Raw genomic sequence first — 25397 nt, 5'->3', positions numbered from 1 at the left:
TTCAAATTTTTTCTAAATAACTCCAACATTTTCATTTAATTAACGTTAAATCAAACAAAGTTTTATTAGCTTTGCAGGCTTTCGTTATTCAGAAAATAGAGAATATATAATAAATAGATGAGACAACTCAAGATTACGCAATCCATTACCAATCGTGAATCACAATCACTTGACAAGTACCTTCACGAAATTGGAAAAGTTGATCTAATTACAGCAGAAGAGGAAGTAATCCTCGCACAAAAAATCAGAGAGGGCGACCAAGCAGCCCTAGAACGTCTAACAAAGACAAATTTACGTTTCGTTGTTTCCGTAGCAAAACAATACCAAAATCAAGGTCTTACCCTAGGCGACCTTATAAACGAGGGTAATTTAGGCTTAATTAAAGCCGCAAAAAGATTTGATGAAACTAAAGGTTTTAAATTCATTTCTTATGCAGTTTGGTGGATTCGCCAATCAATCTTACAAGCTATTGCAGAGCAATCACGTATAGTACGTTTGCCGCTTAACCAAGTAGGTTCTTTAAGTAAGATTAGTAAAGCGTTTTCTAAACTTGAACAAGAATATGAAAGAGAACCATCTCCAGAAGAACTTGCAGACATTTTAGAAACTACGGTTGATAAAATTTCAGATACGTTAAGTAACTCTGGTCGTCACGTATCTATGGATGCACCGTTTGTACAAGGTGAAGAAAATACGCTTCTTGATGTACTAGAAAACGATAACCCAGATACTGATAGTATGTTAATTGATGAGTCTTTATCTGAAGAGATAAAACGTTCTTTATCAACTTTAACAGAAAGAGAAAGAGAAATTATTGTTCTTTTCTTTGGTTTAAGCACCAATCACCCACTTTCTTTAGAAGAAATTGGTGAGAAATTCAACTTAACCCGCGAACGTGTTCGTCAGATTAAAGACAAAGCCTTACAAAGACTTCGTCATACTTCAAGAAGTAAAATCTTAAAATCATATTTAGGATAATTATCCTTCTTAAGATTAGATATTCTATAAAAAGGCTGTCCTCTAAAAGACAGTCTTTTTTGTTTAAACTCAGGTTTAGAAACTATAAATTGTATTTACACGAAGTGCAGAAATAAATCTATCTTTCCCCTTAAAAGACTCTTGTTGGGTGAATTGATAAAAGGGACTCATCTTAAGCTCTTTCCCTAAAGAAAACTGAAACCCCAAGTGCATTCTATTTTGATCAAAATGAGAGCTAACTGCATTTTCTCTAGCATTGTACATAATTTCATCCCCAAAAATTAAGCTTAAATCACTTTGCTCACTAAGCTTTAATATTTTTTTTATGAAGTTAATCTGAAATCTAACCCTCAGATTAGAACTTAAATTAGCGTGTTCATCAAAAAATCTTTGCTCAATTCTCAACCTATTAATGGTATTAAAACAACCTACACTCTTTTTGTAATTAGCCTGAATGTAAAACCTATTTTCCTTACTATAAAAGGCTTGTTGAGATGTCTCAAAGTAAGCATATCCAACACCCAACTCTAAGTTATTATTTACATTGTATTTGATATCAGGCCTTAAAAGCCAAAGTTGTTCTTTATCAAAAAAACCTGTATAGCGAGGCATATACTCTACTGAGGCAGCAAACTTGTTATTAATTTTCTTAGCTATTCTAAAACTCATCCAGTTTTCTAAAGGTTGTGCTTCGGCATAAACATTGCTCAATAGAAGAATATAAAACAGAAATATTTTTTTTGAAAACATCCAGATAATCCTAAAAATTTGCAATTTACAATCAGTAAAATTATTTAGGCCCAAATAATAGATATATTTACAAATGAAAGATATTCCTTTAACCGTTAAAAGATCAATAGAGCTTTTAGGATTAGTGCTGATTATGACCGTTATCTTCTTAGGTAGCGATATTATTATGCCGCTATTGATGGCCTTTTTTGTGAGTATCATGCTATTACCGGTATATCGATTTTTTAAAAAATATAAGTTTCCTGATATTATTTCAATCGTTATTCCCATCGTTACCTTATTAATTATAGTTGCAGGAATTATATGGTTTTTATCTTCCCAAGTAGCTGTTTTGGTTGATGATTTCCCTCAGATAAAGAAAAATGTAAATATTCATTTAGATTCTTTAAGCTACTGGATTAATAAAACTTTTAATATTTCATCAAAAGAGCAAATAGATTTTATTAACGAGCAAAGCAATAAATTACTTAGCTCTGCCGGTAATATCCTATCTGGTGCAGTAGGTTCTGTTTCGGGCTTTTTCTTATTTTTTGGACTTTTACCTATTTACATTTACTTGTTTTTATTCTACAAAAACTTATTTCTTAGATTTATTTTCATGTGGTTTAAAAATGATAGCCATGAACAGGTTAAAGAAAGTCTTAAAGCCACAGAAACTATCATTAAAAGTTATTTAATAGGTTTATTGATACAAGTAACCTATATGACCATTTTACTAGGTGGTATTTTGATGCTCATAGGTATTAAACATGCTTTATTAATTGGTGTAATATTCGCCTTACTAAACTTAATACCCTACATAGGAGCTTTATTTGGTAATATCATTGGTGTTTTACTCACCTTAACTTCATCTGAAGAATTATGGCCTGTTATAACTGTTTTGCTTGTTATTGCCGCCGTACAGTTTTTAGATAATAATATTTTAATGCCTAAGATTGTGGGCTCAAAAGTTAAAATAAATGCCTTAAGTGCTATTTTAGGTGTGATTATAGGTGGTACATTGGCTGGTATATCAGGTATGTTTTTAGCTCTACCTATTATTGCGGTACTCAAAATCATTTTTGACCGCTCTGAGATGTTTAAACACTGGGGTGTTCTTTTAGGCGATGAAAAACCTGAAAAAAGCCCAATGAATGTAAAAAATCCTCAAACTTTAGGAGACTAATTATTTTAAAACAACCCCATTTAATAATTGGAATGTTGCCCCATCTGGGTTTTCATTAATTTTTAATTTCCCTTTTAAGGTAATAGGTTTATTAGAGAATTTGATAGGCATATCCATCATTACTTCTACCATTTCTGGGATATCGCCCTCGCCACAAAACTGACATTGCATAATAGGCAAAACGGATAGTAAAAATGTTTTATGTAAAGCGGCAGTTTTAAGCGGCACTATATATCCTGGTAAGGTAATAGTTGTTCCGTTTAAAGCCATTAAAGGAGGCGGAAAATAAGGCTCGTAAGTACCGGATGCACTCTTTTTAATAGTTCTAGAGCTTAATAAGTCCCAATATTTATTCATTAAAGGAATATGTTTGGGAGCTTGGGCAAAAGCAGACGAACAAATAGACCCAATAAAAAACAATAAAAACAAACTCCTTCTCATTAGTTATTTAAAATTTTAGCAATATCATAACGGTAAACATGTACAGCTGGTATGATAGACGCTATAATACCTAACATAACGCCTGCAACTATTACATATATCTCGCCTTTTAAAAACATAAATCCAGAAAATAAAATTTGAGATTCTCCATCTAAACTACCTAAAACATCTACTAATATATGCCCGGCAACTAAACCAAATAAAGCACCAATAAAAGTAAGTATAATACCTTCTATCAGCATCATAAAAAAAAGCTGTTGTTTGGATGCTCCTAAAATGCGTAGTACAGCTAAATCATACTTACGCTCTTTAAGTGAAGAGAATAAAGTTATAAAAACACTAATGGCTGCAATAACAATAATTAAAATTGCAAAATAATGTAAAACATCAAAACCTATACCCACCAAAGAAAATAAACGAGCACTTTCTATAGCTGGTGATGCTGCCTGTAAATTGGTTTGCTCATTTACCATTTTTGGAAATAAAACAGTTGATACCGGAGAGCGATATTGGATTAAGATAGAAGTAATATCTTGCTCCTCTTCCACAATGTTTTCATGACTATGCATTGCCCAAATACTTGATAATTGAGTAAGTACCAATTGGTCTGCACTAGTATTTTGCTTTTTTAAAATACCTACCACTTGGTAAGCGTGTTCTTCATGTACCTCTGCCCCACTTGTTAAGCCATGTGAGCCATAAATAAGAGCACCAAGCTTTATATTCTTGGCTTTGGCAACATCGGCACCAATAATAACTTCAAAATTTTTACTCCAAAGTTTACCAGTAGCCAATTCTAATTGATGGAGCTTTAAAAAAGATGGTTGCGTTCCTACTATCCTATATCCCTCATAGCTATCGCCCAAAGCAATAGGTACAGCCATTTTAACCATCCTATTTTTCTGAATTTCCTCAAATTCTTTTAAAGGAATGTTACCTGTAGGAAAATCAATAAAATAAACGCTACTTAATATCAATTGTAAAGGACTACCTTTAGCACCAACAACTGCATCAACATAAGCTGCATTACGTTCTAATTTCTGCGTAAGCTGATGAGAAACTAAAATGAGTGTGGTGATGATAGCCATACCAAAAGCCACCAACAAGACACTTAAAAAAGATGATAACTTTTTAGCTTTTAATGCTTTAAGACTTATCTCTACTATAGTCATAACCTAAATTTGATAAGTATTTTGAAAACAATCTTTCACTCTTTTATCATGCGTTGCGATAATTAAACCTGCATGATTTACAGCTGCCTGTTTTATAAAAAGATTTAATACTGCTTCCGCATTTTCATCATCTAAACTTGATGTAGGTTCATCTGCAATGATATATTTTGGCTTGTTTAAAACTGCCCTCGCGATAGAAACTCTTTGTAATTGCCCTACGCTTAATTGTTTAGGATAATGGTTTAACTTATCAATAATTTGTAATTGTTCTAAAACTTCAAGAATACGCCTTTTATCTTCTTTAAGTTTGGCAAACTTTTGTGCCACCAATAAATTCTCTGAAACGGTTAAACTTGGGATAAGATATGATTTCTGAAAAACGATGCCTAAATTTTTAGCTCGCCATTTATCTAAATCATTTCCATTTAACTGATAAACATCTTGTTGATTTATGATAACTGTACCAGAAGATGGCTTTAATAAGCCCGTCAGGATATTAAGCAAAGTTGTTTTACCACTACCAGAATTACCCAACACCAACCAATTTTCATCAGATTTAATAGTTAAATCTTTAAAATTGATGCTTTTGATATTAGGATAAGAATAAGTAATTCCGCTTAAGGTAATCATGCTATAGTGCTATTTAATTTACAAATAAGCAATTTTTAAGGCTTTGAAGTATCATCTATTTGTTGAAAAACAAAAAGCCTATCACATAAAAAATGCCGGCTTAGCCGGCATTCTGATTTATAAAATACTTCTTGAAATTCCTAATTCTAATCCTCTCAACTCTGCTAATCCGCGTAAGCGACCAATGGCAGAATAACCCGGATTGGTTTTTTTGGTCAAATCATCTAACATTTGATGACCATGGTCTGGCCTCATCGGGATATTTACCTGTCTTTTTTGCATCAATTTTACAATCTCTGCAACTACAGCATACATATCCACATCGCCCTCTAAATGATTATCCTCATAAAAATCACCAAATTCATTTCTTCTGGTGCTTCTTAGATGAAGAAAATTGATACGCTCTCCAAACTGACGAACCATAGCAGGCAAATCATTATCGGGTCTTACACCAAAAGAACTAGTACAAAAGCATAAACCATTACTTAAAGATGGTACAGCATCAGCCAAAGCTTGAATATCTGAAGCGGTACTTACCACACGTGGTAAACCTAATATGGCATAAGGTGGGTCATCTGGATGGATAACCATTTTTACGCCACATGATTCTGCTACGGGTATAACCTGCTTTAAGAAGAAAATTAAGTTTTGTCTAAGTTTATCAGCATCAATACCAGCATATTGGTCTAATGCTAATTGAAATTTCTCTACCGTGAAACTCTCTTCGCTACCTGGCAATCCTGCAATAATATTTCTTTCTAACAAAGCTTTATCAGCATCACTCATAGCAGCAAAACGCTCTTTAGCTCTCTTAATTTCATCGGCAGTATAATCTTGCTCTGCTCCTTTCCTTTTCAGGATAAATAAATCAAAAGCAATAAAAGCCGCTTTTTCAAAACGTAGGGCTTTAGAACCATCGGCAACGGTAAAAGCCAAATCGGTACGTGTCCAGTCTAAAACAGGCATAAAGTTATACGTAACCGTATAAATACCGCAAGCAGCTAAGTTTTGAAGAGATTGCTTATAATTTTCTATATGCAATAAATAATCTCCTGTTTGGGTTTTTATAGCTTCTGATACAGGTACGCTCTCTACAACGTTCCAAACCAAACAAGCATTTTGCACTCCTGCTTGTCGTTTTTTTATTTCTTCAACTGTCCAAACTTGTCCGTTAGGTATATGATGAAGAGCTGTTACAACGCCCATACATCCTGCTTGCAGAATATCTGATAAACTTACCGGATCATTAGGACCATACCAACGCATGGTTGGCAACATTTGATATGACATTTATGCTAAATATGTAATTAAACCCCTCCGAAGGTAGCAAAACCACCATCTACGTTAACAATTGTACCCGTTACAAATTTAGAAGCATCACTTAACAGCCAAATTAAAGCTCCTTCTAGCTCTTCTGCTTTACCAAATCGTTTGTATGGAGTTTGTTTGATAACTAAATTTCCTCTCTCTGTATAGCTACCATCTTCTTTGGTTAATAAGGTTCTGTTTTGCTCTGTTAAAAAGAACCCTGGTGCTATGGCGTTCATTCTGATTTGGTCTTTATAACGATTAGCCAACTCTACAGCAAACCACTTAGTATAAGAATCTATAGCTGTTTTTGCCATGCTATACCCCAAAACTTTGGTAATAACACGCTGCGAAGCCATAGAAGATATATTTACAATACTACCATTACCTGTTTTGGCAATTTCGGCTCCAAAAACTTGAGTAGGTAAAACGCTTCCAAAAAGGTTAAGATCTAAAACTTGTTTTAAAGCTGGTATATCCAACTTAAAAATATCTGCTGATGGATCTACCACAGCACCAGGCATATTGCCTCCAGCACCATTTACTAAACCATCTATTCTGCCAAAAGCAGCTAAAACTTGCTCCTTTGCTTTTAAAAGACTTTCTTCATTTAATACATCAGCTACTACAGCTATAGCTTTACCACCTTTAGCTTTAATAGCTTCTGCTCTTTCTTTTGCTACTGCCTCATTTCTCCCTAAAATAGCAACGCTACCACCCGCTTCTGCAATAGCATTTACAAAAGACTCGCCTAAAACACCTGTTGCACCGGTAACAACAATCACTTTACCTTCCAGAGAGAAAGGATTATTTTTGTTCATCATAATTTTATAATTAAATTGGTTTGCTGCCTTTTTCCAAGACGAAGCGAAATTATAAAATTAATTGAAAAAGCGATTAATTAATTGAAATTAAGCAAATTGATATTAAATTTCTTAATAAGATTTTAAGAGTTTGATGATATTTTGATAAGTTTGAGTAACTGCAAAAGAAATAACAGCCGCTGCATCTCCTGAAAACACATCTCTATAAGCCAGGCTTTTATCTTGATGAAGAATATGTGTAAAAATAGTACCTACTGGTTTGTATGGTGCTTCGCTACCGCCTGGGCTACACAAACCTGTAATGGCAACTACTATATCAGCACTTATAAAATCTTTTAAACCGATTGCCATTTGCCTGGTTACCTCGGCAGATTCTGGCGTATAATGTTCAATCATGGTATCGCTTACGCCAAGATATTGCTTTTTTAACTCACCATCATAACAAACTAAACCGCCTTTAAATACCGCTCCAGAGCCTTCTACAGTAGCAAAACCTGCACATAAAGCTCCTGAAGTAACACTTTCTGCAAAAGCAATAGTTAACTTTTTATTTTTTAGTAGTTGGCAACATTGTTTGGCAAGCTCTTCCATAATCATGGAATTACAATTTTAACGCCAACACTTACTTATTCTATTAGAAAAGAATCTTCTGTATCATCAGTTAAACTAAATTGGTTGTTATCTGTACCCGCAATACCCTCTACAGAACCATGAATATGGGCTGCATTTAACATTACTTTTTCCAATTGCTTTTCGCGAGCTTTCCATAATTTCTCCATGGCATCTCTTTCTCTTTGGATACTCATTTTCATGCTTAGGAAACCTTCACGAATAGCTTTCCATTGCTCGGCAAATTCATTACCCGTAAGATAATCATACAACATGTGCATTTTATCTCCTTTATTTTCCTGCGAACGTGTTACGCCAGAAATTTTAATAATGCTATCTCTTAATAAGTGGGCTACGGCTTTAACTTCAGAAAAAGAACAAATCCAAACGCCATCTTTTTCACCAAAGCAATCCATACCTTTAGGGTAAACCTGGCTAACGATAACAGCTACATCTACACCTGTACTACGCATATCTCTTTTTAATTTTTCTATCCATTCCATAGAAAAATCTTTGGTACGTTTGCTTTCATAGATGATTTTACCACAATCTTGCCCAAATTTATTGCGTACCAATTGAACGCAATCTGCTCCTCGAACGCCTTTTCCAACTTCAGAAATCACATCAAAAGGGAAACTATTTCTTAAGAGTTCTTCTAAAATTAGTTCCTGAACCTCGCCTTGTAATTGCATAGAGCCTTGTTCGGCTTTCCTACGCATCTCTTCAGCAAGCTTCTTTTGGTCTTCTATTTGTTTTTCGAGTTCTTTAACTTTTAGTTGGTACTCGGTATCTTTTACACTATTCTTTTCTGCTTCTTGCTTTCTAATTTGCTCTGCTAGCTCTTGGCGTTGTTCTTGAAGTTTTCTCTGTAACTGAATTTCAAGTTCTGCTTCTTTATCTTTTAAAGCTTGTTCTTGCTTTAAAAACTCTAATTCTTTTTGGCGAGCAAGCTTTAATTTCTCTTCGTTTTCTTTATTATTTTGCTCTAATAAGGCAAGTTTATTCTCAAAATCATTAGCAATTGCTTTGCGTAAATTTTCTTCTACATTTTGCTGTAACAGCTTTTTTTCTTGTTGTAGGCGCAACTCAAAAGCTTGCTCTTGTTGTTGTTTTTCTTTATCAAGGTCTTCTAGTTTCTTCTTAAATTCCTCTTCCTTTTGCTTTGTAAAAGAAAGCATTTTCTCTCTCAATTCTTTCTTATACTCCTCTGTCATAGCTTCCTCCATAGGAAAAACATGAGCGCAGTTAGGACATTTAATTTCTGTAGACATGAATAATATTTTGATTAAAATTTACATCGCTAAAGCTAAAAAAAATAGCAAAATATACCTAATACATATAACTATTTTAAGAGCATGAGTACAGAAGCTAATAAAGTAATAGCAATGATAAACCAGCGAAAAGTTTTATCGGTTAATTGCTTTACAACGGTTATGCCTACGTAAGCACCTAATAGTATAGCTGGTATTGTTAAAAGGTTTAAAACAAAACCATCCCAATGTATGGTATGCCATACAAAAACATGAAACGGAACTTTAAAAAAATTTATCACAAAGAAAAACCATGCTGTTGTACCTATAAAAGAGTTTTTGTTGAGCCTCATAGATAAAAAATACACTGCCATAACAGTACCAGCCAAATTTCCTATCATAGATGTAAAACCTCCGGCTATGCCCATAGAGGCTGCAAAAGCCGGATGTTTAGGAATCTTTTCTCTATTTGTCCGCTCCATCCAAATCATCACTATAACGCTTAAAACAATAATTACAGCCATAAAGGCTCTAAAAATTGCATCATTAATATAAGCACCCACCCAAGTACCTAAAATAATCCCCACAGCTGCCCAGGGGAATAATTTCTTTAGATAAGACCACTCTGCATGGCGATGGTAGTAAATAACTCCAAAAATATCTGCTATAATAAGCATCGGTAAAATAATACCGCTTGATGATTGTCCGCCGAAATAAATAGCCATTACCGGTACAGAAAGCATGCTGGTACCATGTATACCTGTTTTAGACATCCCTACCAAAAAAGCAACCAGCATGATTACCCAAACTTGGGTGGTATCATAAGAAAAGGAAAAAATTTCTATCAAAACGCTTAGTTAAGTGTAACAAAACAACTAAGAATTTATGTGATAGAAGAATTTATTTTAAGGATTTTGAGCTTCTATGGGTAAAGAAAAATAAAATGTAGAACCTTTACCTAACTCGCTTTCTATCCAAAACTCGCCTTCGTGTCTGTTGATGATTTCTTTAGAGATAAACAAACCTAAACCCAAACCTTGAAAAACCATAGCTGTTTTATCAACCCTAAAATAACGGTCTGATATATGTAAAATATGCGTATCTGATATACCTATTCCATAATCCTGAACAGCCACAACTAACTGATTGCCTTTAACTTTGGCACTAACGTTTACTTCTTTTGCATTTGGAGAATATTTAATAGCGTTGGATAAAAAATTATAAATAACCTGTTCTATTCTAAATTTATCTCCGTTAATACTTACTCTTGCAGATTCTAATAAATTAATTTGATGTGTAGGAGATATATTTTGAATACTGGCAATACTTTCTTCAAGCATTTGATGAAAATCAAACTCTTTTATATGATAGGTAAGTTTTCCGGCATTTATCTTAGATACATCTAACAAATCAGCAATTAAAATTTCTAATCTTTTGAGGTTTTTAGACGCTTTTAATACAAACTGATAAGCTTTATCATCCTTATTTAAAGATTTCTCTATCAATTGGATAAAAGCTTTTACACTGGTTAAAGGTGTTTTAAGTTCATGACTGGCAATGCTTAAAAATTCATCCTTTTTAGCAGATAGTTCTTTTTCTGCTTGTTGCACCAATTCTTGCTCAGTGATATCGATGATGCTACCAATAAAACCAGCAAATTCTCCATCGATATCATAAGGATTGGCTTGCGCATAAACCCAGCGTAAAGCACCATCAGCTCTTCTGAGCTGAAATTTATTTTGGTAGGCTGTTTTTGCAGCAATTGCATTGGCCCAAGCTATTTTACGTTCTTCATCATCTAAAGGCGGAATTGCATTTCTAAAGCCAGAGCCCAAACTTTCTGATACGCTTAACCCTGTAAAAGCCGTCCATTGCTTATTAACATATACAAAATTACCCAGTTCATCAGATTTCCAAACCATAAAAGGCGTTTCGTCTGCCAAGGTTTTAAAATATTCTTCGCTATCTTTTAATAACTTAAGTTGTTGCTTTTGATCGTGGATATCACTATTTGAACCCACCCAAACCAATACTTCATTTTCTTTACTTTTTAAAGGAACTCCTTTAATTAAATGCCACCTATAATCTCCTTTTGCATTTTGTAAACGAGCCTCAATGGTGAAATTTTGATCATATTTCATAGCTTGTGACCATAAAATTTGCACTATGGCTTTGTCTTCTGGATAAACGGTATCATACCAACTCCAACCATCTAAAGATGTTTTACCTACATAATCTAACCAAAGTTTATTTACATAAATGAGTTCTTTTCCGTTTGCTGATGTCATCCAAACTTTTTCTGGCATGGTATCGGCCATAGAAGCAAAACGGTCTTTACTAATTTCCATTTCTTGGTTGGCCAAAACTAAATCTGTTACATCAAAACCAAATGTGGCAATACCGTCTACCTTACCTTCATAATCATAAACAGGGGTAATTAAGTAATCTAAATAAATGTTTACCATCTCTCCCTTCTCGTTTTTATAACGAGCTTTGTGACGTTTACCTTTAATGGCTAATCCAGTACGAAATACTTGTTCGCTTATCTCTTTATCTTCCTCACTAATTAAATCTGGAAATAATTCTTCGGGGGTTTTACCAATGTAATCATCTCTATGGGTAAAATCTGTAATGGCTTTATTTACAAAAGTGTATCTCAACTCGGGCCCTCTTCTTATAGAAATATAAGCAGGAGCATTCATAAAAACCGATTTAAACTCTTCTTGCTGACGTTTAATGATGGCATTAAATTGCTTAGTTTTTGCGTCGATTTCCTTTTTTGCAGAAATATCTATCACATAAGTAATAGCATCACCTCTATTATCATTCAATAATCTTGATGAACCAACCAAAACCCATACTTTACTTCCATCTTTATGGTAGTATTGTTTTTCAAAAGGTGTACAAACCCCTTTTTCCTTTAATTGATTTAGCGCAAGAAGAGATTCTTCTTTAAACTCTGGAGGGGTTATTTGATTCCAACGGATGAACCCTTTTTCAAGTTCTTCTCTACTGTAACCAATGATATCTAAAAAAGCATCATTAGCATCTACGATTAAGCCGTTAAAATCAGAAATTAAAATACCTAAAACGTTAGCATCATAAATACGCCCAAATTTCTGCTCGGCATTTTTAAATTTATGTTTTGCATTTTGTATAGTTAAACTGATGGTTTTTCTAAGCAATAAGAAAAAAGCTATGGCTATGATTAATAAAATAGCGATAATGATTTTAAAGATTAGTAAATCAATACCATCTATCAGAAACAGAATAACCGTACTAGAAATAATGAAAAGAAGTACTATTGAAGCTATCTCAAGGGCATGGTAAACTTTCTTTTCATTCATAGGTCATAGGTAGTTAAAGCTATCATGAAGTAATTTGAGTTTATATACGTTTTAATTATTTATGAGTTGTGATATATATCACTAAAATTATACCATCTTATTACATAATTTAAGCTAGTAAAGGCATACTTTTAGATATATTTAAACAACAAAATACATACGTTATGATTATACAGGTTAATACAGACAACAACATCGAAGGAAAAGAAAGATTAAATGAATATGTTAAAGGCATTATAAGCGAAAGCCTTAACAGATTTAGCGGCCATATTACAAGAGTTGAAGTGCATTTGAGTGATGAAAACGGGCAAAAAGAAGGTGCTGATGATAAGCGTTGTTTATTAGAAGCAAGAGTTGAAGGTTTAAAACCTGTTGTAGTTACCAACTTTGCAGAAAACTTGCATAAAGCTGTAGATGGTGCTATCACTAAAATGAAAAGTGCTTTAGATAGTGCTCTAGGAAAAATTAAAGAACATTAAGAAATCATCTTTTTAAGGTGTTTAAATTTCATCAGCGTAAGGTTATTTTTATTTACCTTTCCGCAAAATCTTTAGATTGATGAAATTTAAACACCTTTTTTATTAAAATAATTATGGCAAAAACTAAACTTACGGTAAATAATAACGGTTCTTTAAAAGTAGAAGGCGATTTTGAAATTGTTGACAAAGCAGGAAATGTATACCATTTAGGAGGTAGAGAAATAATTTCTTTATGTAGATGTGGTTTATCTAAAAACAAACCTTTTTGCGATGGTGCACACAAAGGCCATTTTGAGCATGATGCTACTGCTTTTGACCTTCCACCTAGAAATATTTAAGTAAAAAAAGCAGCCTAATCTTCATTAGGCTGCTGATATAAATAATATGAAGAAGTATTAAACTTATTGTGCTCTACCTGTTTGTTTATCTCTTTGTCTCCCGATGATATAACCTGTACCAGCACCAACCACACCTCCTATTGCAGCACCTCTACCATCTTTTTTATCAACTAAAATACCAGTTACCGCACCTGCACCTGCGCCTATAACAGCTCCTTTTGCTGCTGAACTCCAGCCTTTTTTCTCTGGCTGGCTAGCCACAGTATTACTACCACTAGAAACAGAAGATGAAGACCTATAACTATTACGAACTTCTTCCCTTGCTGCAGCTTTTGCTGCTGCTATTTCCTCGGCTCTTTTTGCTTCGTCTTTTCTAGCTTGCTCTGCCCTTTCAAAGCTATCTAATCTTAAACTATCTCTAATAATTTTCACAGAATCTTTAAAGGTATAAGTTTGATTACCTTGATTATTTTTAGCGTTACTATTACATGCAGATACCGCTACGGCAACTGCAAGCGACATGATTAATAATCTCATAATTTCTTATTTTTTTCTATCCTCATTAACCTATGTATTTAGGTTAATAACCAAACTAACGTTAAGAAAAAACTATGCCAACTTATAAAAGTATTTTATTGCTGAGCTCTTTATCTATGGAAATATAACCCGGATATTTAATAAGTTTTTGACCAAGAGCTATACTGGGCTTTATCTTCAAAGTCACCAGCCCTTTTTGTTCTTTATCCGTATTTAAGAAATTTAAAATTTCATTTCGGATTTTCTCATCAGCTAATAAACTGTAAATATTTGCCTTTAAGGCGATGGGTACTGTGGTAGAAGAACCGGCGCCAACACTAACTTTCTGATTTACAAAGCCATTAGCTATCTCTTTACCTTTTATAAGTATTAAATATTCAAATTGATTGATAGAGGCTTGTCTAGATGTTGGATTAGTAATTTGAAGATTAACATTTCCCTCAATTGGGATGTTTTTTCTTAGCAAACCTAATGCCATGCTTGGGTACTTTGCCAAGTTAAAATCTTTGGCCGTAGTAAAATCTTTTAAAGCTATACCTGCAATATATACACTATCGGCAGAGTTAATGTTATACTTACAATCCTCTAAAGCTTTAAGCTCTCTGGTTTGTTTATTAACACCACAAGCTGTTGCAAAAATAGACAGTATAACGAGTAATAAAATATACTTAGTTAATTTCATGATTCTTTATTTTTAACCATAACGCTTAAAGCGGATGAAATATATTTAAGCAAAATTTACTCGTCTTCTAATTTTCCTTTTTCAGGATTATCATACTCTTCTGAAGTGCTTGTTAAAGGTGGATTGCCTTGAAATTCGGCATTAACATCATCAACCCATTGTTCTTTATTAGTGGGTTCATATTCATTTTCCTCATGAGGATAAAATGGAGCTCTTTCTAAAGGCTCCTTTTCTGGAAGATCTTCTGTAATAATTTTATTTTTCAAAGGTTTCATAAGCGTTTTTTCTCTAACACTCACAAAAACACGACCAATACCATCAAAACTTACTTTTTTTGGCTGTAATCCTTTTTGTATCCTGATCCATAGTTTCAAAAACCAATTGTTGGGCATTTAGCTCTTTCACCAGAAAAGGTATAGCCCTTTTTTGTCCATCTGGCAATACTTCTTCGTAACGGATAATATCACCATCTAAAACAAAAGTACCTTCTGATAGATTTTTTCCAGACGAAACAATTTTGGCTTTTCCGCTTTTTTCAAAAACGATATAAGGCTCATCTGCTTTAAGCTCATCACCTTCTGTAATGATAACAGGATTTTGTCTTAGAAACTCAACTTTTTGGTATAACCACTTACCTTCAATTTGCTCTGTTTTTAAGTTTTGTTTACAAGCGAAGAGCATACTAAAACTCCATATAACTATGTATAATTTATAGCTCATTCTTTTTTGTTCTGTTAGTACGTATCATGGTTCCAAAATCCATGTCAAGCTCCATAGCTTGTACGGTTTGGGTAAGTCTTTTTACACGGGTAAAATCTGTTTTGGCTTCGTTAATCCATTTAATAAAATAATTACGATGAGATTTACTCAGCTTCATAAAGTTATTCATTAACTCATCTTGTTCTGCAAGGCAAGCTTCTAAATCTTCCGGAATTTCTATTTTAAAATCAACATCTTCTTCTAAGCTAAGTTTTACCATAGCTCCGGGTCCTTTTGCGATAACTTTTCTAATGGCTTGTTTTAAAGGTAAGATGAAATCACCATCGCCAACAGGCAAAAGTGCTAAACCGTTAAATTTATAATTATCTATTTCTCCTCTTACTCTAAAACTAACTTTACAGGATGGTTTTAGCTCGTTAGCGATATGGCTCGGAATATCAAGATAAGTCCAACCCGTTTTTTCACCCATTTGCCCGTACTTTTTAATAAGTGTTTGTAGCGTAATCATTCACACTAAAGTATACATTATCAGGAAATATTAATGCTTAAATTGATATTTGATACTTAAACCTTGATAGTTAAAACCCATAGCTGGTGTAAGTGATACATTTGTTTTATTATTTTTCTTATGTAGCTGAGGCACTAAAATACCAGCCCCGGCACCAATAGCATACCCTAATAAATTATCAGAAAGAAAATGTTTACCTGCTTTCAATCTTAAATAGCCTACCGTAGCTGGTACAGCTGCTGCAGCGGCCCAAACATATGGCTTCGCTCTAGAATCGGGATTAAAATCTTGAAAAACTTTAGCTACAAAGAATGAAGCTGCTGCCGTTGCTGCTGTATGCCCTGCAAAAAAAGACCGTTGTGCATCTTTATCTATACGATCTTCTACTGGTAAACTGGTATTGTAAACCAAAGGTCTGCTACGGTCTACCAAACCTGCTGTTAAAGTAAAGGCAGCACCAGTAACCGCCATAGTTTCAACAAATAAAACCATTACTTGCCCGGTATGAGAACGTTGATTTTTATTTAGGAATGCCATGATGGGTGCAGCAGCAAAAGAGGCGTAGAAAGGAATATAACTATCTTTATCGGCTTTATCAGAAAAATTGCCCGCTGTACCTCTATCTATAAAAAATATATCTTCTTTATTTAAAGCGTTTAACTGGGCCAAAGTAAGCTCATCTTTATTTTTAATGATGCTAAGACCTAAAACATTTAAGCCAACAAAACCTGCTACAATAGGAGCATCGGTTTTTAAACTGGTTTTGTAAGGCGATGATTGTTCTTGAGCGGAAACTAAATTCCCAAGAAATAAAGACAATAATACGAGTGTATAAAATGATTTTAAGTTCATATGTTTTTCTTTTAGCAAAATTTTCGATTGATTTACACCTAATCAAAGTACTTGCCAAAAACACTTTACTTACATTTTATACACGATACCAAAGCTTAAAGAGGTATAACCACCCTTAAGATTTTCATTTTTAATCAATCCAAAATTACTACCACTGGTATATTGCAGGTTAAGATTTTTACCAATTTTCATCCTGGTAAAGAAAATAGGCTCTATAAAAACGTTACTTTCTAGAGGTGCATTGATGTTGTTGATGGTAAAATCTTGCATACTTATATAGTTTATCCGTATTGCAGTACCATAAGTTAGCGGAAATTTAGACCCAAATAATTTTAAGTCGTTCCTCTTTTTTTTACTGAAATTTACCTGAGCAAAGGCTTTACTTAAAGATGCATCTTGTATTTCTGTTATTTCAGGACCATCAAAAGTTAAATCTTTATATACTCTTCTGGAGTTACCAAAACCAAAACCGCCATAAACTTCTAAAACACGTTCTTTTTGCTCGCCAAAAGTGGTAAAGTAACCGGCGCCTATTTCCATAAAATCAGAAGTAAAATCTCTTTTATCTTTAACTTGGTCTACATAAGCTCCGCTAAAAATAACACCAATATGGTTTGATACTGCATAAGCTGCATTAGCACTGATATTTCCTTTTAAGCCTATATGGCCGTCTACATTAAACTCGCCTTTATTACGTAACATAGGTGTATTGGGTACATTAGGCAAATAAAGGGAAGAACATGAAGTAAGTAATACACCAACTAATACTATCGAAAAGATTTTTATCATATGTTTTTGTTACAATTTACAAGAATCCTAAACGAAGAAAAACCAGCATTAGTTTATATTCAAACTTCGTGTATTTCCTTTTTAGGGCTTTTTGGTAAATCTCATGATGGCTACATCATCTATCAAAAGCGTTAAAGTGCTTTGGTTTATACTATAACGTGTTGATTTTTTTAAGCTTTCAAGAAATAATTGCTCACCTTGTCCTTCACAAAATCTTTTGGTTAAGGCCATAGGAGCATTAAAATCTATACGATTATCAGAAATTACTAAAGCACCACTTAAACTATTGCAACTGGTATTACCGTAAAGTTTATTACTGGCTACATCAAAAGTAAGTTGTGGTTTTTGGTTGGGATATAAGCCTTCAAAAGCGATTCTAGGACCAGAAATATAATTAAGCTCCCAAGTACCATTAAGTTGATTTTTATCTTCTGTAGTTTTTTTAACAGCACAGCTACTGATAATAAATATGTATAACAAAATAAGGCAGTTGTATTTTTTCATGATTTTATTTTTTTTATGATAAATATAAGGAAAGGCTGCTGCTATCAAAAATTCTCTTCTATACCTAAGCCAAATAAGGCGAAATCGTATTTTACAGGGTCATCCTTATCTAACATTCTTAATTGCTGCGTAAGCTCTAAAGCTGTTTGCCAATCGGTTTGTTTACGGGTAATTAAATTAAGTTTACGGGCTACTCTATCCACATGTAAATCGCAAGGACAAATTAATTGTGCGGGTTTTATCCTGTTCCATATACCAAAATCTACACCTTTATCATCATGACGGACCATCCAGCGTAAAAACATATTTAAACGTTTACAAGTAGATTTCTGTAATGGTGATGAGATGTGCTTTTTAGTTCGATGAGGAAAATCTGGCAAAGAGAAAAAATAAGACCTAAAGAAATTAAGGTTCCCTTCAATGGTTTCAGCTGCTAAATCTTCTTGTAAGCAAACTGCCGATTGATTTTTATCTTTCTTTTTTAATTGTGGATTTTCTAGATAAGCATCTTGATAAACTTGCTGCAATTGAAAGGGTAAAAAAGCATCTTCCAAACTCTCAAAATTACTATAGTGATGCTTGAAGAAATGGATAAAATATAAAGTATCGGTATAGTTAAAGGTACGGTGTTTAAAATGCTGAAATCGTTGTAAATCTTGCTCTTGATGATGAAGGATAAAATCATGCGGAGTGCCATCCATTAAATCAATCAGCTCTTTACATTTATTAATGATGGTAATTCTTTGCCCCCAAGCCAAAATAGAAGCCCAAAATCCCATAATTTCTATATCCTGCTTTTTAGAAAACAAATGCGGAATACAAATAGGATCATGAGTAATAAACCCTGGTTGGTTATACTGCATCACCTTTTGATCTAAAAAAGCTTTAAGATTTGTGATTTGAGACATGAGAGATTGAAATTTGAGAAGTGAGACAAAGAAATTATACATCAAGAAGGTATAATACTCTGTACTTTCTACTATGTACTTTTTATCTTCTACTTTAACGCCACTTTTAAATCATCCAGTAAATCTTCAATATCTTCAACGCCAACGCTTAATCTTAATAAATTATCGGTAACGCCAACTTTTTCACGTTCTTCTTTAGGAATAGAGCCATGCGTCATTGTTGCAGGATGATTAATTAAAGATTCTACTCCGCCTAGAGACTCTGCTAAAGAAAATACTTTGAAAGAAGAAGCTACTTTGAAAGTTTCTTGTAAATCAGCACCTTTTAAAACAATAGAAATCATCCCACCAAAACCTCTCATTTGTTTTTTAGCGATATCATGATTAGGATGATCCTGAAAACCTGGCCAATAAATTTTTTCTACTTTAGGATGGTTTTTCAAGAATTGAGCAACAAGTGCTCCGTTCTCGCAATGCGCTTTCATTCGAAGATGCAAGGTTTTAATTCCTCTCAAAGCTAAAAAAGCATCTTGCGGACCAGGAGTTGCGCCACAAGAATTATAGATAAACCATAGTTTCTTATACAGATTTTCATCGTTAACCACTAAAGCGCCCATCACAATATCAGAATGCCCTGCTATATATTTGGTAACCGAGTGCATTACGATATCTGCACCTAAATCTAAAGGATTTTGTAAATATGGCGATGCAAAGGTATTATCAACCGTTAACAATAATTGGTGTGCTTTAGCAATTTTAGCACAAGCCTCAATATCAATAATTTGCATAGTTGGATTGGTAGGTGTTTCTATCCAAATTTGCTTAGTATTGGCATTGATATAAGGCAGCATATTATCCGGATTTGACAAATCCAAAAAATGAAATTTGATACCGTAATTGGCAAATATCTTTGTAAAGATACGATATGAACCACCATATAAATCATTCCCGGTGATAACCTCATCACCAGGCTGTAATAATTTCATAACCGCATCTGTAGCACCCATGCCACTAGAAAATGCTAAACCAAATTTTCCATTTTCTATCGCCGCAAGGCAATCTTCTAAGGCTTTACGAGTAGGGTTTGTTCCTCTAGAATACTCATAACCCTTATGGTCTCCCGGAGATTTTTGCCAGTATGTAGAAGTCTGATAAATAGGAGTCATAATTGCCCCAGTTGTTGGATCAGGTTCTTGCCCTGCATGAATAGCTTTAGTTGCAAATTTCATAAATCACTATTTTAAAAATTCCCCCACTTCCAACTCACCATCTTCTACTTACCATATTAATAAGCTCTCGCGAATAATACTCGTTGGCTTGAAGGTTTTCCAGTTACCATACAAACGCCTTCTTCCTGCTCATTATTTAAAGGAATACATCTGATAGTAGCTTTTGTTTCTTCTTTAATTTTTGCTTCGGTTTCAGAAGTTCCGTCCCAATGTGCGGCAATAAAGCCTGGCGTTTCGTCTAAAGCCTTTTTAAAATCATCATAAGAATCTACTTTTCTAGTATTTTCTATTCTAAATTGTAGGGCTTTATGGTATATATTTTGTTGAATTTCTTCAAGCAAAAGTTCAATTTTATCGGCTATACCATCTCTTGATACCGTTTCTTTTGTTTTGGTATCTCTTCTCGCAAGTTCAACAGTGTTATTCTCTAAATCTCTGCCGCCCATAGCCAAACGTACAGGTACACCTTTTAGTTCATATTCTGCAAATTTAAAGCCTGGTCTTTGTGTATCACGGTCATCATATTTAACAGAAATACCTTTTTTCTTTAAATCTTTGATGATTACATCAACAGCTTCAGAAATTTTAGCCAATTCTTCTTCTCCTTTGTAAATAGGCACAATAACTACCTGAATTGGAGCTAATTTTGGAGGTAATACCAATCCGCTATCATCAGAATGAGCCATAATTAACGCCCCCATTAAACGGGTAGAAACACCCCATGAAGTAGCCCAAACAAACTCTTGTTTACCTTCTTTACTGGTAAATTTCACATCAAAAGCTTTGGCAAAATTCTGACCAAGAAAATGCGAAGTTCCAGCTTGTAAAGCTTTACCATCCTGCATTAAAGCTTCAATACAATAAGTATCTAAAGCACCAGCAAAGCGCTCATTAGCGGTTTTCTTACCTTTTACTACTGGTAAAGCCATCCAATTTTCCGCAAAATCTGCATATACATCAAGCATTTGCTCGGTTTCGGCAATAGCTTCTTCTGCGGTTGCATGCGCCGTATGGCCTTCTTGCCATAAAAACTCTGCAGTACGTAAAAATAAACGTGTACGCATTTCCCAACGTACCACATTAGCCCATTGATTTACTAAAATTGGTAAATCTCGGTAAGACTGTATCCAACCTTTATAAGTATTCCAGATAATGGTTTCTGATGTTGGCCTTACAATTAGCTCTTCTTCTAGCTTGGCATCCTCATCAACAATAATATTACCAGAGCCATCATTTTTTAAACGATAATGTGTTACAACTGCACACTCTGTTGCAAAACCATCTACGTGAGAAGCCTCTTTAGAAAAAAATGACTTAGGGATGAATAAAGGAAAGTAAGCGTTGCTATGGCCAGTTTCTTTAAATTTCTGATCTAAAACTGCCTGCATTTTCTCCCAAATAGAGTATCCGTAGGGCTTTATCACCATACAACCTCTTACGGCAGAGTGTTCTGCAAGGTCTGCCTTAGCTACTAATTCGTTATACCATTGTGAATAGTCTTCTGATCTGCTTGTTAATCCTTTACTCATGAGCTGATATGGAATAATTTTTGTACTTTTATTATTGATTCTAGTGCTCAAAGTTATAAAAATATTACACTTATAATTTTAGGTTTGATGCAACCAATTGTAATATTTTACGTCTAATAAACGTATGTTATTAATAAAGCAGAATTGTCTTTAAGACCTTAAAAATATACAACATGAAAAATAGAGTTATTTTATCGGTAATTAGTGGGGGGATTGCTCTAGTTCTAGGTGGTTGTGCTACCGGCAATATCGCTACACAAACAGCTCTTTATGATGATGTTTACAACTCAGAAGTAGAAGCCAGAGTTTTGACATTTACGCCAAGGCCATCTGTTAACTCAAATCCTAATGGCGATTATTCTACAGATAATTATGCTTACGAGGAAGAGTCTAGACCACGTTTAGACATCGAAAACCGTAACAATTATAGCTGGAGAGATTATTATTACGATAACAATTTAGCATTTGACCCTTATTTTGACCCAGCATTTTCTTTGGGTTGGAATAATTGGGGTTGGAACAGCTGGAATAGACCAAGCTTTGGTTTCAATTTTGGGTGGAACAACTGGGGTTGGAATAGCTGGAACTTAGGCTGGAATAACTGGGGATGGAACAATTGGGGATGGAATAGCTGGGCTTATAACCCGTGGTATAGCCCTCTAGGTTCGCCTTATTGGGGAGTATACTCTTTCTATAACCCATGGGGTGGCGGTTGGATTGGCAATGGTGGATTCTGGGGTGGCGGAGGATTATTTCCGGGTGTAGGTGTTATAACCAGACCGAACAACCCAAGACCTGTTAGAGGAAGCGTTGCTACAAGACCAACTAATGCTGATGGAAGTAGCGTAAGTAGAATCCCTCGTCCAACAGGTCCGGTGAGTACAACTAGACCAGGAACGTCATCAAGACCTACAAGAGATAGCTATGGAGATTATAGCAGACCAGCAACTTCTAGTACAAGACCATCTTCTAATGGAGGTTCATCTAGCTCATCAGGAAATAGTAGACCAACAAGATCTGAAGCACAACAAAGTAGGCCTTCACGTACAGAAAGCAGCAGGCCATCTCGTACAGAAAGACCAAGTTATTCTCCTTCTCCAAGCTATAGCCCACCTTCAAATAGTGGTGGCAGTTCTGGCGGTAGTAGCAGAGGTTCTTCTGGAGGCAGCAGTTCTGGCGGTGGCAGACCATCAAGATAATTTTTATCCTAAATTGAGCGGTTAAAATTAAAGCCGCTCAATTTGTAAAAGATAATTTTTAACATATCATGGTATAACCTATTTCCATGATTATATCCTTACAAAAAACATGAAATTAAAAATATTTGCTCTTACAACTTTTATAGTAGGTGCGGTTTCAAGTGTTTCTGCACAATACACTGCTGACGCATTAAAATTCTCTGGAACAGAAAATAGTGTTACTGCTAGGTTTGGAGGTTTAGGTGGCCCACATACTTCTTTAGGTGGAGATTTAAGTTCTCTTTATGGTAACCCAGCAGGTTTGGGTATGTTTAGTAGTTCTGAATTTAGCTTTACCCCTGGCTATGTTAATTCATCGAATAAAACCACTTATTTAGGCCAAAACTCAGAATCTTCTTTAGGCAACCTAAATATCAATAATTTAGGCGTTGTGTTTCATAGTCCAACATACAGAACAGGCGATTTAAAAAAAGGCCTTGTATCCATAAACTTTGGTATTGGCTACCAAAAAAACAACTTTTTTAGAAATGAGCTTTCTTTTAGTGGAGTTACCAATGCTAATGGACTAGGAAACTATTTTGCTAATCTTGCTAATAATGATAAGAATCCAAACACTAATCAACCTTATCCGCCTGATCAAATTTTAGATAATTTAGTGTTTGCAGCTTATGAAGGTTTTTTAATAGATTACAATACAAATAACAATAGTTCTTTTTATTCATCCAATACTAGATCAGGAGCAGATCAAGTTGTTTCCTATGATAGAAAAGGTGGGCAGTCTAACGTTGACTTTTCTTTGGGGATGAATTTTAGCAATAAATTTTATCTGGGCTTTGGATTAGGTTTAGCTTCCATTAACTACCGTTCAGAAGAACTGCTAAATGAGCAAGGCTTTAATAATGTAGATAATGTTGACTATAACACTAATTTTTCTAAAAGTTTTGATACCAGAGGTTCTGGTGTAAACTTCAAATTAGGTGCTATTTTAAAGCCAGTGAAAGAAATTAGGCTGGGATTATCTTTAGAAACACCTACTTATTATTCTATTGATGATGATTATTATGAAGAACTCTCATTAAGAGACCCTAATAATAATCTAGTCACAGAAAACAACTCCTATCCTTTTTCTTATCGTTTAAATACGCCTTTAAAAGTAAATGGAGGTATTTCATTCTTTATTGGAAATAAAGGATTTATCAGTGCTGATATCAATTATCAGGATTTTTCTACCATAAAATTCAAATCTGATGAGGTTGATGTTAATAATGGAATAAAAAGAGATATTTCTTCTACATATCAAGAAAGTATCAATATTGGTTTAGGTGCCGAGTTTAAAGTGACTAATAGTGTAGCTTTAAGAGCTGGTTATAGAAATATGGGAAGTCCTTATCAAGATATTGACTATAAAGCTAATAGATATACCGGAGGAATTGGCTATCGTTTTGGTTCTTATACGCTAGATTTAGCGGTTCAGCATCAACAAAATAGTATCTTATCTACCTCTTTTTATACTTTTGATAATCCACAAGTTACTCCGTTTGCAGATACTAAAACGAATGTAACGGCTGTTAGCATTACTTTTGGAGCTAGATTTTAACACAAGTTAAACATCATAAAAAAAGCCTTAAATACAAATGTATTTAAGGCTTTTTCTTTTCTAAAGAAAAACTTATTTCTCTACCACAAGTTCTCTCAACTCGCTATTTGGATGATATTGATGATTACCTTCATGGAAAGCCAAAATAAGTGTCTTTCCTGGTCCTACAATGTGTACTTTACCTTCTGGTGTAATAGTTGCAACAGTTAAGTCAGAACTTCTATAAATTAAAGGCAATTTTGCGCTAGAACTTGCTCCTGCATCAAAATCAGCATCGCCTACTTTTTTTACTGCTAAAGGCGGATAATTGATTTTTTGTTCCTGTTTATCATACATCTTACCACCTTTATCTTTAAAATGCTGTACGTTACGCCATATTACCTTAGGGCTTTCATGCCCATCTCTTACGGTACCATAAACACCATATTTATGATAGTTTCCGTTAAAATTATTGATAGCTTTTTCGTTATCTGGCAACTCGAAAACCTTTTTATCATTTAAATAAACCATAAATTTATTACCTACATCTTCTTGAAGGTGTATAACATTTACCTTTATCTCTTTACCATAAATATTATTCATCACTTTAACTCTGGAAGAAGAACCACAATTAATGGTTAAGCTTCCGTTATCTTCATGAAAACCTCTTAACATAAATTGAGTTGCCCCTTCATGACTTCCCCAAATTTGCATTAAGCATTCATCATCTAAAGGTTTGAAAATGGTTACGTAGCCTTCAAACTGACGAGCTCCGTATTCATACTCATTAATCAACCTAATTTCTGCTCGGTTAGATTTCTTGTCGTACAGTTGGAATGTTTCTGTCTTATCTTTTGGGTTATAAGTATAACTAGCATTTTTACCCACAGAGGTATGTAACTCTTGATGAGCCGTCCAATCGTACATCATGTGTTTGCCAACTTCGTTACAGAGGTGTATTTTCTTTTTTGGATTGTAATTTTCCCAAGTAATACTAGTTACAGGAATTTGGGCTATTATTTGTGTTGATACGGCCAATAAAATAGTAATTAAGGTGATTTTTTTCATGATTA

28 protein-coding genes are annotated in these 25397 nt (G+C 34.2%); 6 read left to right on the top strand and 22 right to left on the bottom strand.

Annotated elements, in window-relative coordinates:
• The first annotated feature begins 117 nt into the window (after positions 1-117).
• Entirely contained in the window at positions 118-978 is an 861-nt protein-coding gene (locus GJJ64_RS14220) for a sigma-70 family RNA polymerase sigma factor (RefSeq protein ID WP_026904076.1), read from the top strand.
• Between the two features lie 75 nt (positions 979-1053).
• On the opposite strand, the gene GJJ64_RS14215 is transcribed toward GJJ64_RS14220, so the two are convergent.
• Positions 1054-1728, bottom strand: coding sequence for a DUF2490 domain-containing protein (locus GJJ64_RS14215; RefSeq protein ID WP_154288436.1), 675 nt, complete (start codon positions 1726-1728; stop codon positions 1054-1056).
• A gap of 73 nt (positions 1729-1801) precedes the next feature.
• Here GJJ64_RS14215 and GJJ64_RS14210 point away from each other — a divergent pair, with 73 nt between their 5' ends.
• Positions 1802-2893, top strand: a complete 1092-nt coding sequence (locus tag GJJ64_RS14210; protein WP_154288435.1) for an AI-2E family transporter — start codon at positions 1802-1804, stop codon at positions 2891-2893.
• On the opposite strand, the gene GJJ64_RS14205 is transcribed toward GJJ64_RS14210, so the two are convergent.
• The 9 genes from GJJ64_RS14205 to GJJ64_RS14165 form a co-directional block, all read right to left on the bottom strand.
• Entirely contained in the window at positions 2894-3250 is a 357-nt protein-coding gene (locus GJJ64_RS14205) for a hypothetical protein (RefSeq protein ID WP_195759287.1), read from the bottom strand.
• A gap of 83 nt (positions 3251-3333) precedes the next feature.
• Positions 3334-4506, bottom strand: coding sequence for an ABC transporter permease (locus GJJ64_RS14200; protein ID WP_154288433.1), 1173 nt, complete (start codon positions 4504-4506; stop codon positions 3334-3336).
• Positions 4507-4509: 3 nt separating this feature from the next.
• On the bottom strand, positions 4510-5136 hold the full coding sequence (locus GJJ64_RS14195; RefSeq protein ID WP_154288432.1) for an ABC transporter ATP-binding protein: 627 nt from the start codon (positions 5134-5136) through the stop codon (positions 4510-4512).
• A gap of 117 nt (positions 5137-5253) precedes the next feature.
• Complete coding sequence (uxuA, locus tag GJJ64_RS14190; protein ID WP_195759286.1) at positions 5254-6426, bottom strand: mannonate dehydratase; 1173 nt, start codon at positions 6424-6426, stop codon at positions 5254-5256.
• 17 nt (positions 6427-6443) lie between these two features.
• Positions 6444-7268, bottom strand: a complete 825-nt coding sequence (locus tag GJJ64_RS14185; RefSeq protein WP_154288431.1) for an SDR family oxidoreductase — start codon at positions 7266-7268, stop codon at positions 6444-6446.
• Between the two features lie 111 nt (positions 7269-7379).
• Positions 7380-7865 carry a CinA family protein gene (locus GJJ64_RS14180; RefSeq protein WP_205943825.1) on the bottom strand — a complete coding sequence of 162 codons (486 nt, stop codon included), beginning with the start codon at positions 7863-7865 and terminating at the stop codon, positions 7380-7382.
• 29 nt (positions 7866-7894) lie between these two features.
• Positions 7895-9148: a DUF2130 domain-containing protein gene (locus tag GJJ64_RS14175; RefSeq protein WP_154288430.1), complete on the bottom strand. Its 1254-nt coding sequence runs from the start codon at positions 9146-9148 to the stop codon at positions 7895-7897.
• Positions 9149-9219: 71 nt separating this feature from the next.
• Positions 9220-9975 (bottom strand): sulfite exporter TauE/SafE family protein, encoded by a 756-nt coding sequence (locus tag GJJ64_RS14170; protein ID WP_154288429.1) that lies wholly within the window; start codon positions 9973-9975, stop codon positions 9220-9222.
• Between the two features lie 57 nt (positions 9976-10032).
• Positions 10033-12474: a PAS domain S-box protein gene (locus GJJ64_RS14165; protein ID WP_154288428.1), complete on the bottom strand. Its 2442-nt coding sequence runs from the start codon at positions 12472-12474 to the stop codon at positions 10033-10035.
• A gap of 164 nt (positions 12475-12638) precedes the next feature.
• On the opposite strand from GJJ64_RS14165, the gene GJJ64_RS14160 reads away from it, so the two are divergent.
• The gene (locus GJJ64_RS14160; protein ID WP_154288427.1) at positions 12639-12953 is read left to right on the top strand and encodes an HPF/RaiA family ribosome-associated protein; all 315 of its coding nucleotides are present in this window, start codon (positions 12639-12641) and stop codon (positions 12951-12953) included.
• Positions 12954-13066: 113 nt separating this feature from the next.
• Complete coding sequence (locus GJJ64_RS14155) at positions 13067-13291, top strand: CDGSH iron-sulfur domain-containing protein (RefSeq protein WP_154288426.1); 225 nt, start codon at positions 13067-13069, stop codon at positions 13289-13291.
• Between the two features lie 63 nt (positions 13292-13354).
• Here the strand turns inward: GJJ64_RS14155 and GJJ64_RS14150 are convergent, their stop codons facing one another.
• From GJJ64_RS14150 to proS, 11 genes are all read right to left on the bottom strand, one after another.
• On the bottom strand, positions 13355-13828 hold the full coding sequence (locus GJJ64_RS14150) for a YMGG-like glycine zipper-containing protein (protein ID WP_154288425.1): 474 nt from the start codon (positions 13826-13828) through the stop codon (positions 13355-13357).
• A gap of 82 nt (positions 13829-13910) precedes the next feature.
• Positions 13911-14510: an NDR1/HIN1-like protein gene (locus GJJ64_RS14145; RefSeq protein ID WP_154288424.1), complete on the bottom strand. Its 600-nt coding sequence runs from the start codon at positions 14508-14510 to the stop codon at positions 13911-13913.
• Positions 14511-14566: 56 nt separating this feature from the next.
• Positions 14567-14785, bottom strand: coding sequence for a hypothetical protein (locus tag GJJ64_RS14140; protein WP_154288423.1), 219 nt, complete (start codon positions 14783-14785; stop codon positions 14567-14569).
• A 43-nt stretch (positions 14786-14828) separates the two neighbouring features.
• Positions 14829-15230, bottom strand: a complete 402-nt coding sequence (locus tag GJJ64_RS14135; RefSeq protein ID WP_154288422.1) for a hypothetical protein — start codon at positions 15228-15230, stop codon at positions 14829-14831.
• Positions 15220-15738: a YdeI/OmpD-associated family protein gene (locus GJJ64_RS14130; RefSeq protein WP_154288421.1), complete on the bottom strand. Its 519-nt coding sequence runs from the start codon at positions 15736-15738 to the stop codon at positions 15220-15222. Before GJJ64_RS14130 ends, GJJ64_RS14135 begins: the two co-directional genes overlap by 11 nt.
• 30 nt (positions 15739-15768) lie before the next feature.
• Entirely contained in the window at positions 15769-16590 is an 822-nt protein-coding gene (locus GJJ64_RS14125; RefSeq protein ID WP_154288420.1) for a phosphatase PAP2 family protein, read from the bottom strand.
• Positions 16591-16659: 69 nt separating this feature from the next.
• Positions 16660-17379 (bottom strand): hypothetical protein, encoded by a 720-nt coding sequence (locus GJJ64_RS14120; RefSeq protein WP_154288419.1) that lies wholly within the window; start codon positions 17377-17379, stop codon positions 16660-16662.
• An 81-nt stretch (positions 17380-17460) separates the two neighbouring features.
• Complete coding sequence (locus tag GJJ64_RS14115) at positions 17461-17883, bottom strand: META domain-containing protein (protein WP_154288418.1); 423 nt, start codon at positions 17881-17883, stop codon at positions 17461-17463.
• 44 nt (positions 17884-17927) lie between these two features.
• Positions 17928-18791 (bottom strand): TIGR02757 family protein, encoded by an 864-nt coding sequence (locus GJJ64_RS14110; RefSeq protein WP_154288417.1) that lies wholly within the window; start codon positions 18789-18791, stop codon positions 17928-17930.
• Between the two features lie 89 nt (positions 18792-18880).
• On the bottom strand, positions 18881-20020 hold the full coding sequence (locus tag GJJ64_RS14105) for a cystathionine gamma-synthase (protein ID WP_154288416.1): 1140 nt from the start codon (positions 20018-20020) through the stop codon (positions 18881-18883).
• Positions 20021-20076: 56 nt separating this feature from the next.
• On the bottom strand, positions 20077-21549 hold the full coding sequence (gene proS, locus GJJ64_RS14100; RefSeq protein ID WP_154288415.1) for a proline--tRNA ligase: 1473 nt from the start codon (positions 21547-21549) through the stop codon (positions 20077-20079).
• Positions 21550-21722: 173 nt separating this feature from the next.
• On the opposite strand from proS, the gene GJJ64_RS14095 reads away from it, so the two are divergent.
• Both GJJ64_RS14095 and GJJ64_RS14090 read left to right on the top strand, forming a co-directional pair.
• Entirely contained in the window at positions 21723-22748 is a 1026-nt protein-coding gene (locus GJJ64_RS14095) for a hypothetical protein (protein WP_154288414.1), read from the top strand.
• 109 nt (positions 22749-22857) lie between these two features.
• Entirely contained in the window at positions 22858-24345 is a 1488-nt protein-coding gene (locus GJJ64_RS14090; RefSeq protein ID WP_154288413.1) for an OmpP1/FadL family transporter, read from the top strand.
• Between the two features lie 72 nt (positions 24346-24417).
• On the opposite strand, the gene GJJ64_RS14085 is transcribed toward GJJ64_RS14090, so the two are convergent.
• Entirely contained in the window at positions 24418-25392 is a 975-nt protein-coding gene (locus GJJ64_RS14085; protein WP_154288412.1) for a hypothetical protein, read from the bottom strand.
• Between the last annotated feature and the right edge of the window lie 5 nt (positions 25393-25397).

Source organism: Pedobacter puniceum, assembly GCF_009674685.1.
GTDB lineage: Bacteria > Bacteroidota > Bacteroidia > Sphingobacteriales > Sphingobacteriaceae > Pseudopedobacter > Pseudopedobacter puniceum.
Note: the sequence above shows the minus strand (reverse complement) of the source record. Positions and strands in the feature narration are given on the sequence as shown.

What these genes read in the sequence shown, in the direction of transcription:
- GJJ64_RS14220 (WP_026904076.1), top strand. Translation starts at nt 118, where the DNA reads ATGAGACAACTCAAGATTACGCAATCCATTACCAATCGTGAATCACAA.
- GJJ64_RS14215 (WP_154288436.1), bottom strand. Translation starts at nt 1,728, where the DNA reads ATGTTTTCAAAAAAAATATTTCTGTTTTATATTCTTCTATTGAGCAAT.
- GJJ64_RS14210 (WP_154288435.1), top strand. Translation starts at nt 1,802, where the DNA reads ATGAAAGATATTCCTTTAACCGTTAAAAGATCAATAGAGCTTTTAGGA.
- GJJ64_RS14205 (WP_195759287.1), bottom strand. Translation starts at nt 3,250, where the DNA reads ATGAATAAATATTGGGACTTATTAAGCTCTAGAACTATTAAAAAGAGT.
- GJJ64_RS14200 (WP_154288433.1), bottom strand. Translation starts at nt 4,506, where the DNA reads ATGACTATAGTAGAGATAAGTCTTAAAGCATTAAAAGCTAAAAAGTTA.
- GJJ64_RS14195 (WP_154288432.1), bottom strand. Translation starts at nt 5,136, where the DNA reads ATGATTACCTTAAGCGGAATTACTTATTCTTATCCTAATATCAAAAGC.
- uxuA (WP_195759286.1), bottom strand. Translation starts at nt 6,426, where the DNA reads ATGTCATATCAAATGTTGCCAACCATGCGTTGGTATGGTCCTAATGAT.
- GJJ64_RS14185 (WP_154288431.1), bottom strand. Translation starts at nt 7,268, where the DNA reads ATGATGAACAAAAATAATCCTTTCTCTCTGGAAGGTAAAGTGATTGTT.
- GJJ64_RS14180 (WP_205943825.1), bottom strand. Translation starts at nt 7,865, where the DNA reads ATGATTATGGAAGAGCTTGCCAAACAATGTTGCCAACTACTAAAAAAT.
- GJJ64_RS14175 (WP_154288430.1), bottom strand. Translation starts at nt 9,148, where the DNA reads ATGTCTACAGAAATTAAATGTCCTAACTGCGCTCATGTTTTTCCTATG.
- GJJ64_RS14165 (WP_154288428.1), bottom strand. Translation starts at nt 12,474, where the DNA reads ATGAATGAAAAGAAAGTTTACCATGCCCTTGAGATAGCTTCAATAGTA.
- GJJ64_RS14160 (WP_154288427.1), top strand. Translation starts at nt 12,639, where the DNA reads ATGATTATACAGGTTAATACAGACAACAACATCGAAGGAAAAGAAAGA.
- GJJ64_RS14155 (WP_154288426.1), top strand. Translation starts at nt 13,067, where the DNA reads ATGGCAAAAACTAAACTTACGGTAAATAATAACGGTTCTTTAAAAGTA.
- GJJ64_RS14150 (WP_154288425.1), bottom strand. Translation starts at nt 13,828, where the DNA reads ATGAGATTATTAATCATGTCGCTTGCAGTTGCCGTAGCGGTATCTGCA.
- GJJ64_RS14145 (WP_154288424.1), bottom strand. Translation starts at nt 14,510, where the DNA reads ATGAAATTAACTAAGTATATTTTATTACTCGTTATACTGTCTATTTTT.
- GJJ64_RS14140 (WP_154288423.1), bottom strand. Translation starts at nt 14,785, where the DNA reads ATGAAACCTTTGAAAAATAAAATTATTACAGAAGATCTTCCAGAAAAG.
- GJJ64_RS14135 (WP_154288422.1), bottom strand. Translation starts at nt 15,230, where the DNA reads ATGAGCTATAAATTATACATAGTTATATGGAGTTTTAGTATGCTCTTC.
- GJJ64_RS14130 (WP_154288421.1), bottom strand. Translation starts at nt 15,738, where the DNA reads ATGATTACGCTACAAACACTTATTAAAAAGTACGGGCAAATGGGTGAA.
- GJJ64_RS14125 (WP_154288420.1), bottom strand. Translation starts at nt 16,590, where the DNA reads ATGAACTTAAAATCATTTTATACACTCGTATTATTGTCTTTATTTCTT.
- GJJ64_RS14120 (WP_154288419.1), bottom strand. Translation starts at nt 17,379, where the DNA reads ATGATAAAAATCTTTTCGATAGTATTAGTTGGTGTATTACTTACTTCA.
- GJJ64_RS14115 (WP_154288418.1), bottom strand. Translation starts at nt 17,883, where the DNA reads ATGAAAAAATACAACTGCCTTATTTTGTTATACATATTTATTATCAGT.
- GJJ64_RS14110 (WP_154288417.1), bottom strand. Translation starts at nt 18,791, where the DNA reads ATGTCTCAAATCACAAATCTTAAAGCTTTTTTAGATCAAAAGGTGATG.
- GJJ64_RS14105 (WP_154288416.1), bottom strand. Translation starts at nt 20,020, where the DNA reads ATGAAATTTGCAACTAAAGCTATTCATGCAGGGCAAGAACCTGATCCA.
- proS (WP_154288415.1), bottom strand. Translation starts at nt 21,549, where the DNA reads ATGAGTAAAGGATTAACAAGCAGATCAGAAGACTATTCACAATGGTAT.
- GJJ64_RS14095 (WP_154288414.1), top strand. Translation starts at nt 21,723, where the DNA reads ATGAAAAATAGAGTTATTTTATCGGTAATTAGTGGGGGGATTGCTCTA.
- GJJ64_RS14090 (WP_154288413.1), top strand. Translation starts at nt 22,858, where the DNA reads ATGAAATTAAAAATATTTGCTCTTACAACTTTTATAGTAGGTGCGGTT.
- GJJ64_RS14085 (WP_154288412.1), bottom strand. Translation starts at nt 25,392, where the DNA reads ATGAAAAAAATCACCTTAATTACTATTTTATTGGCCGTATCAACACAA.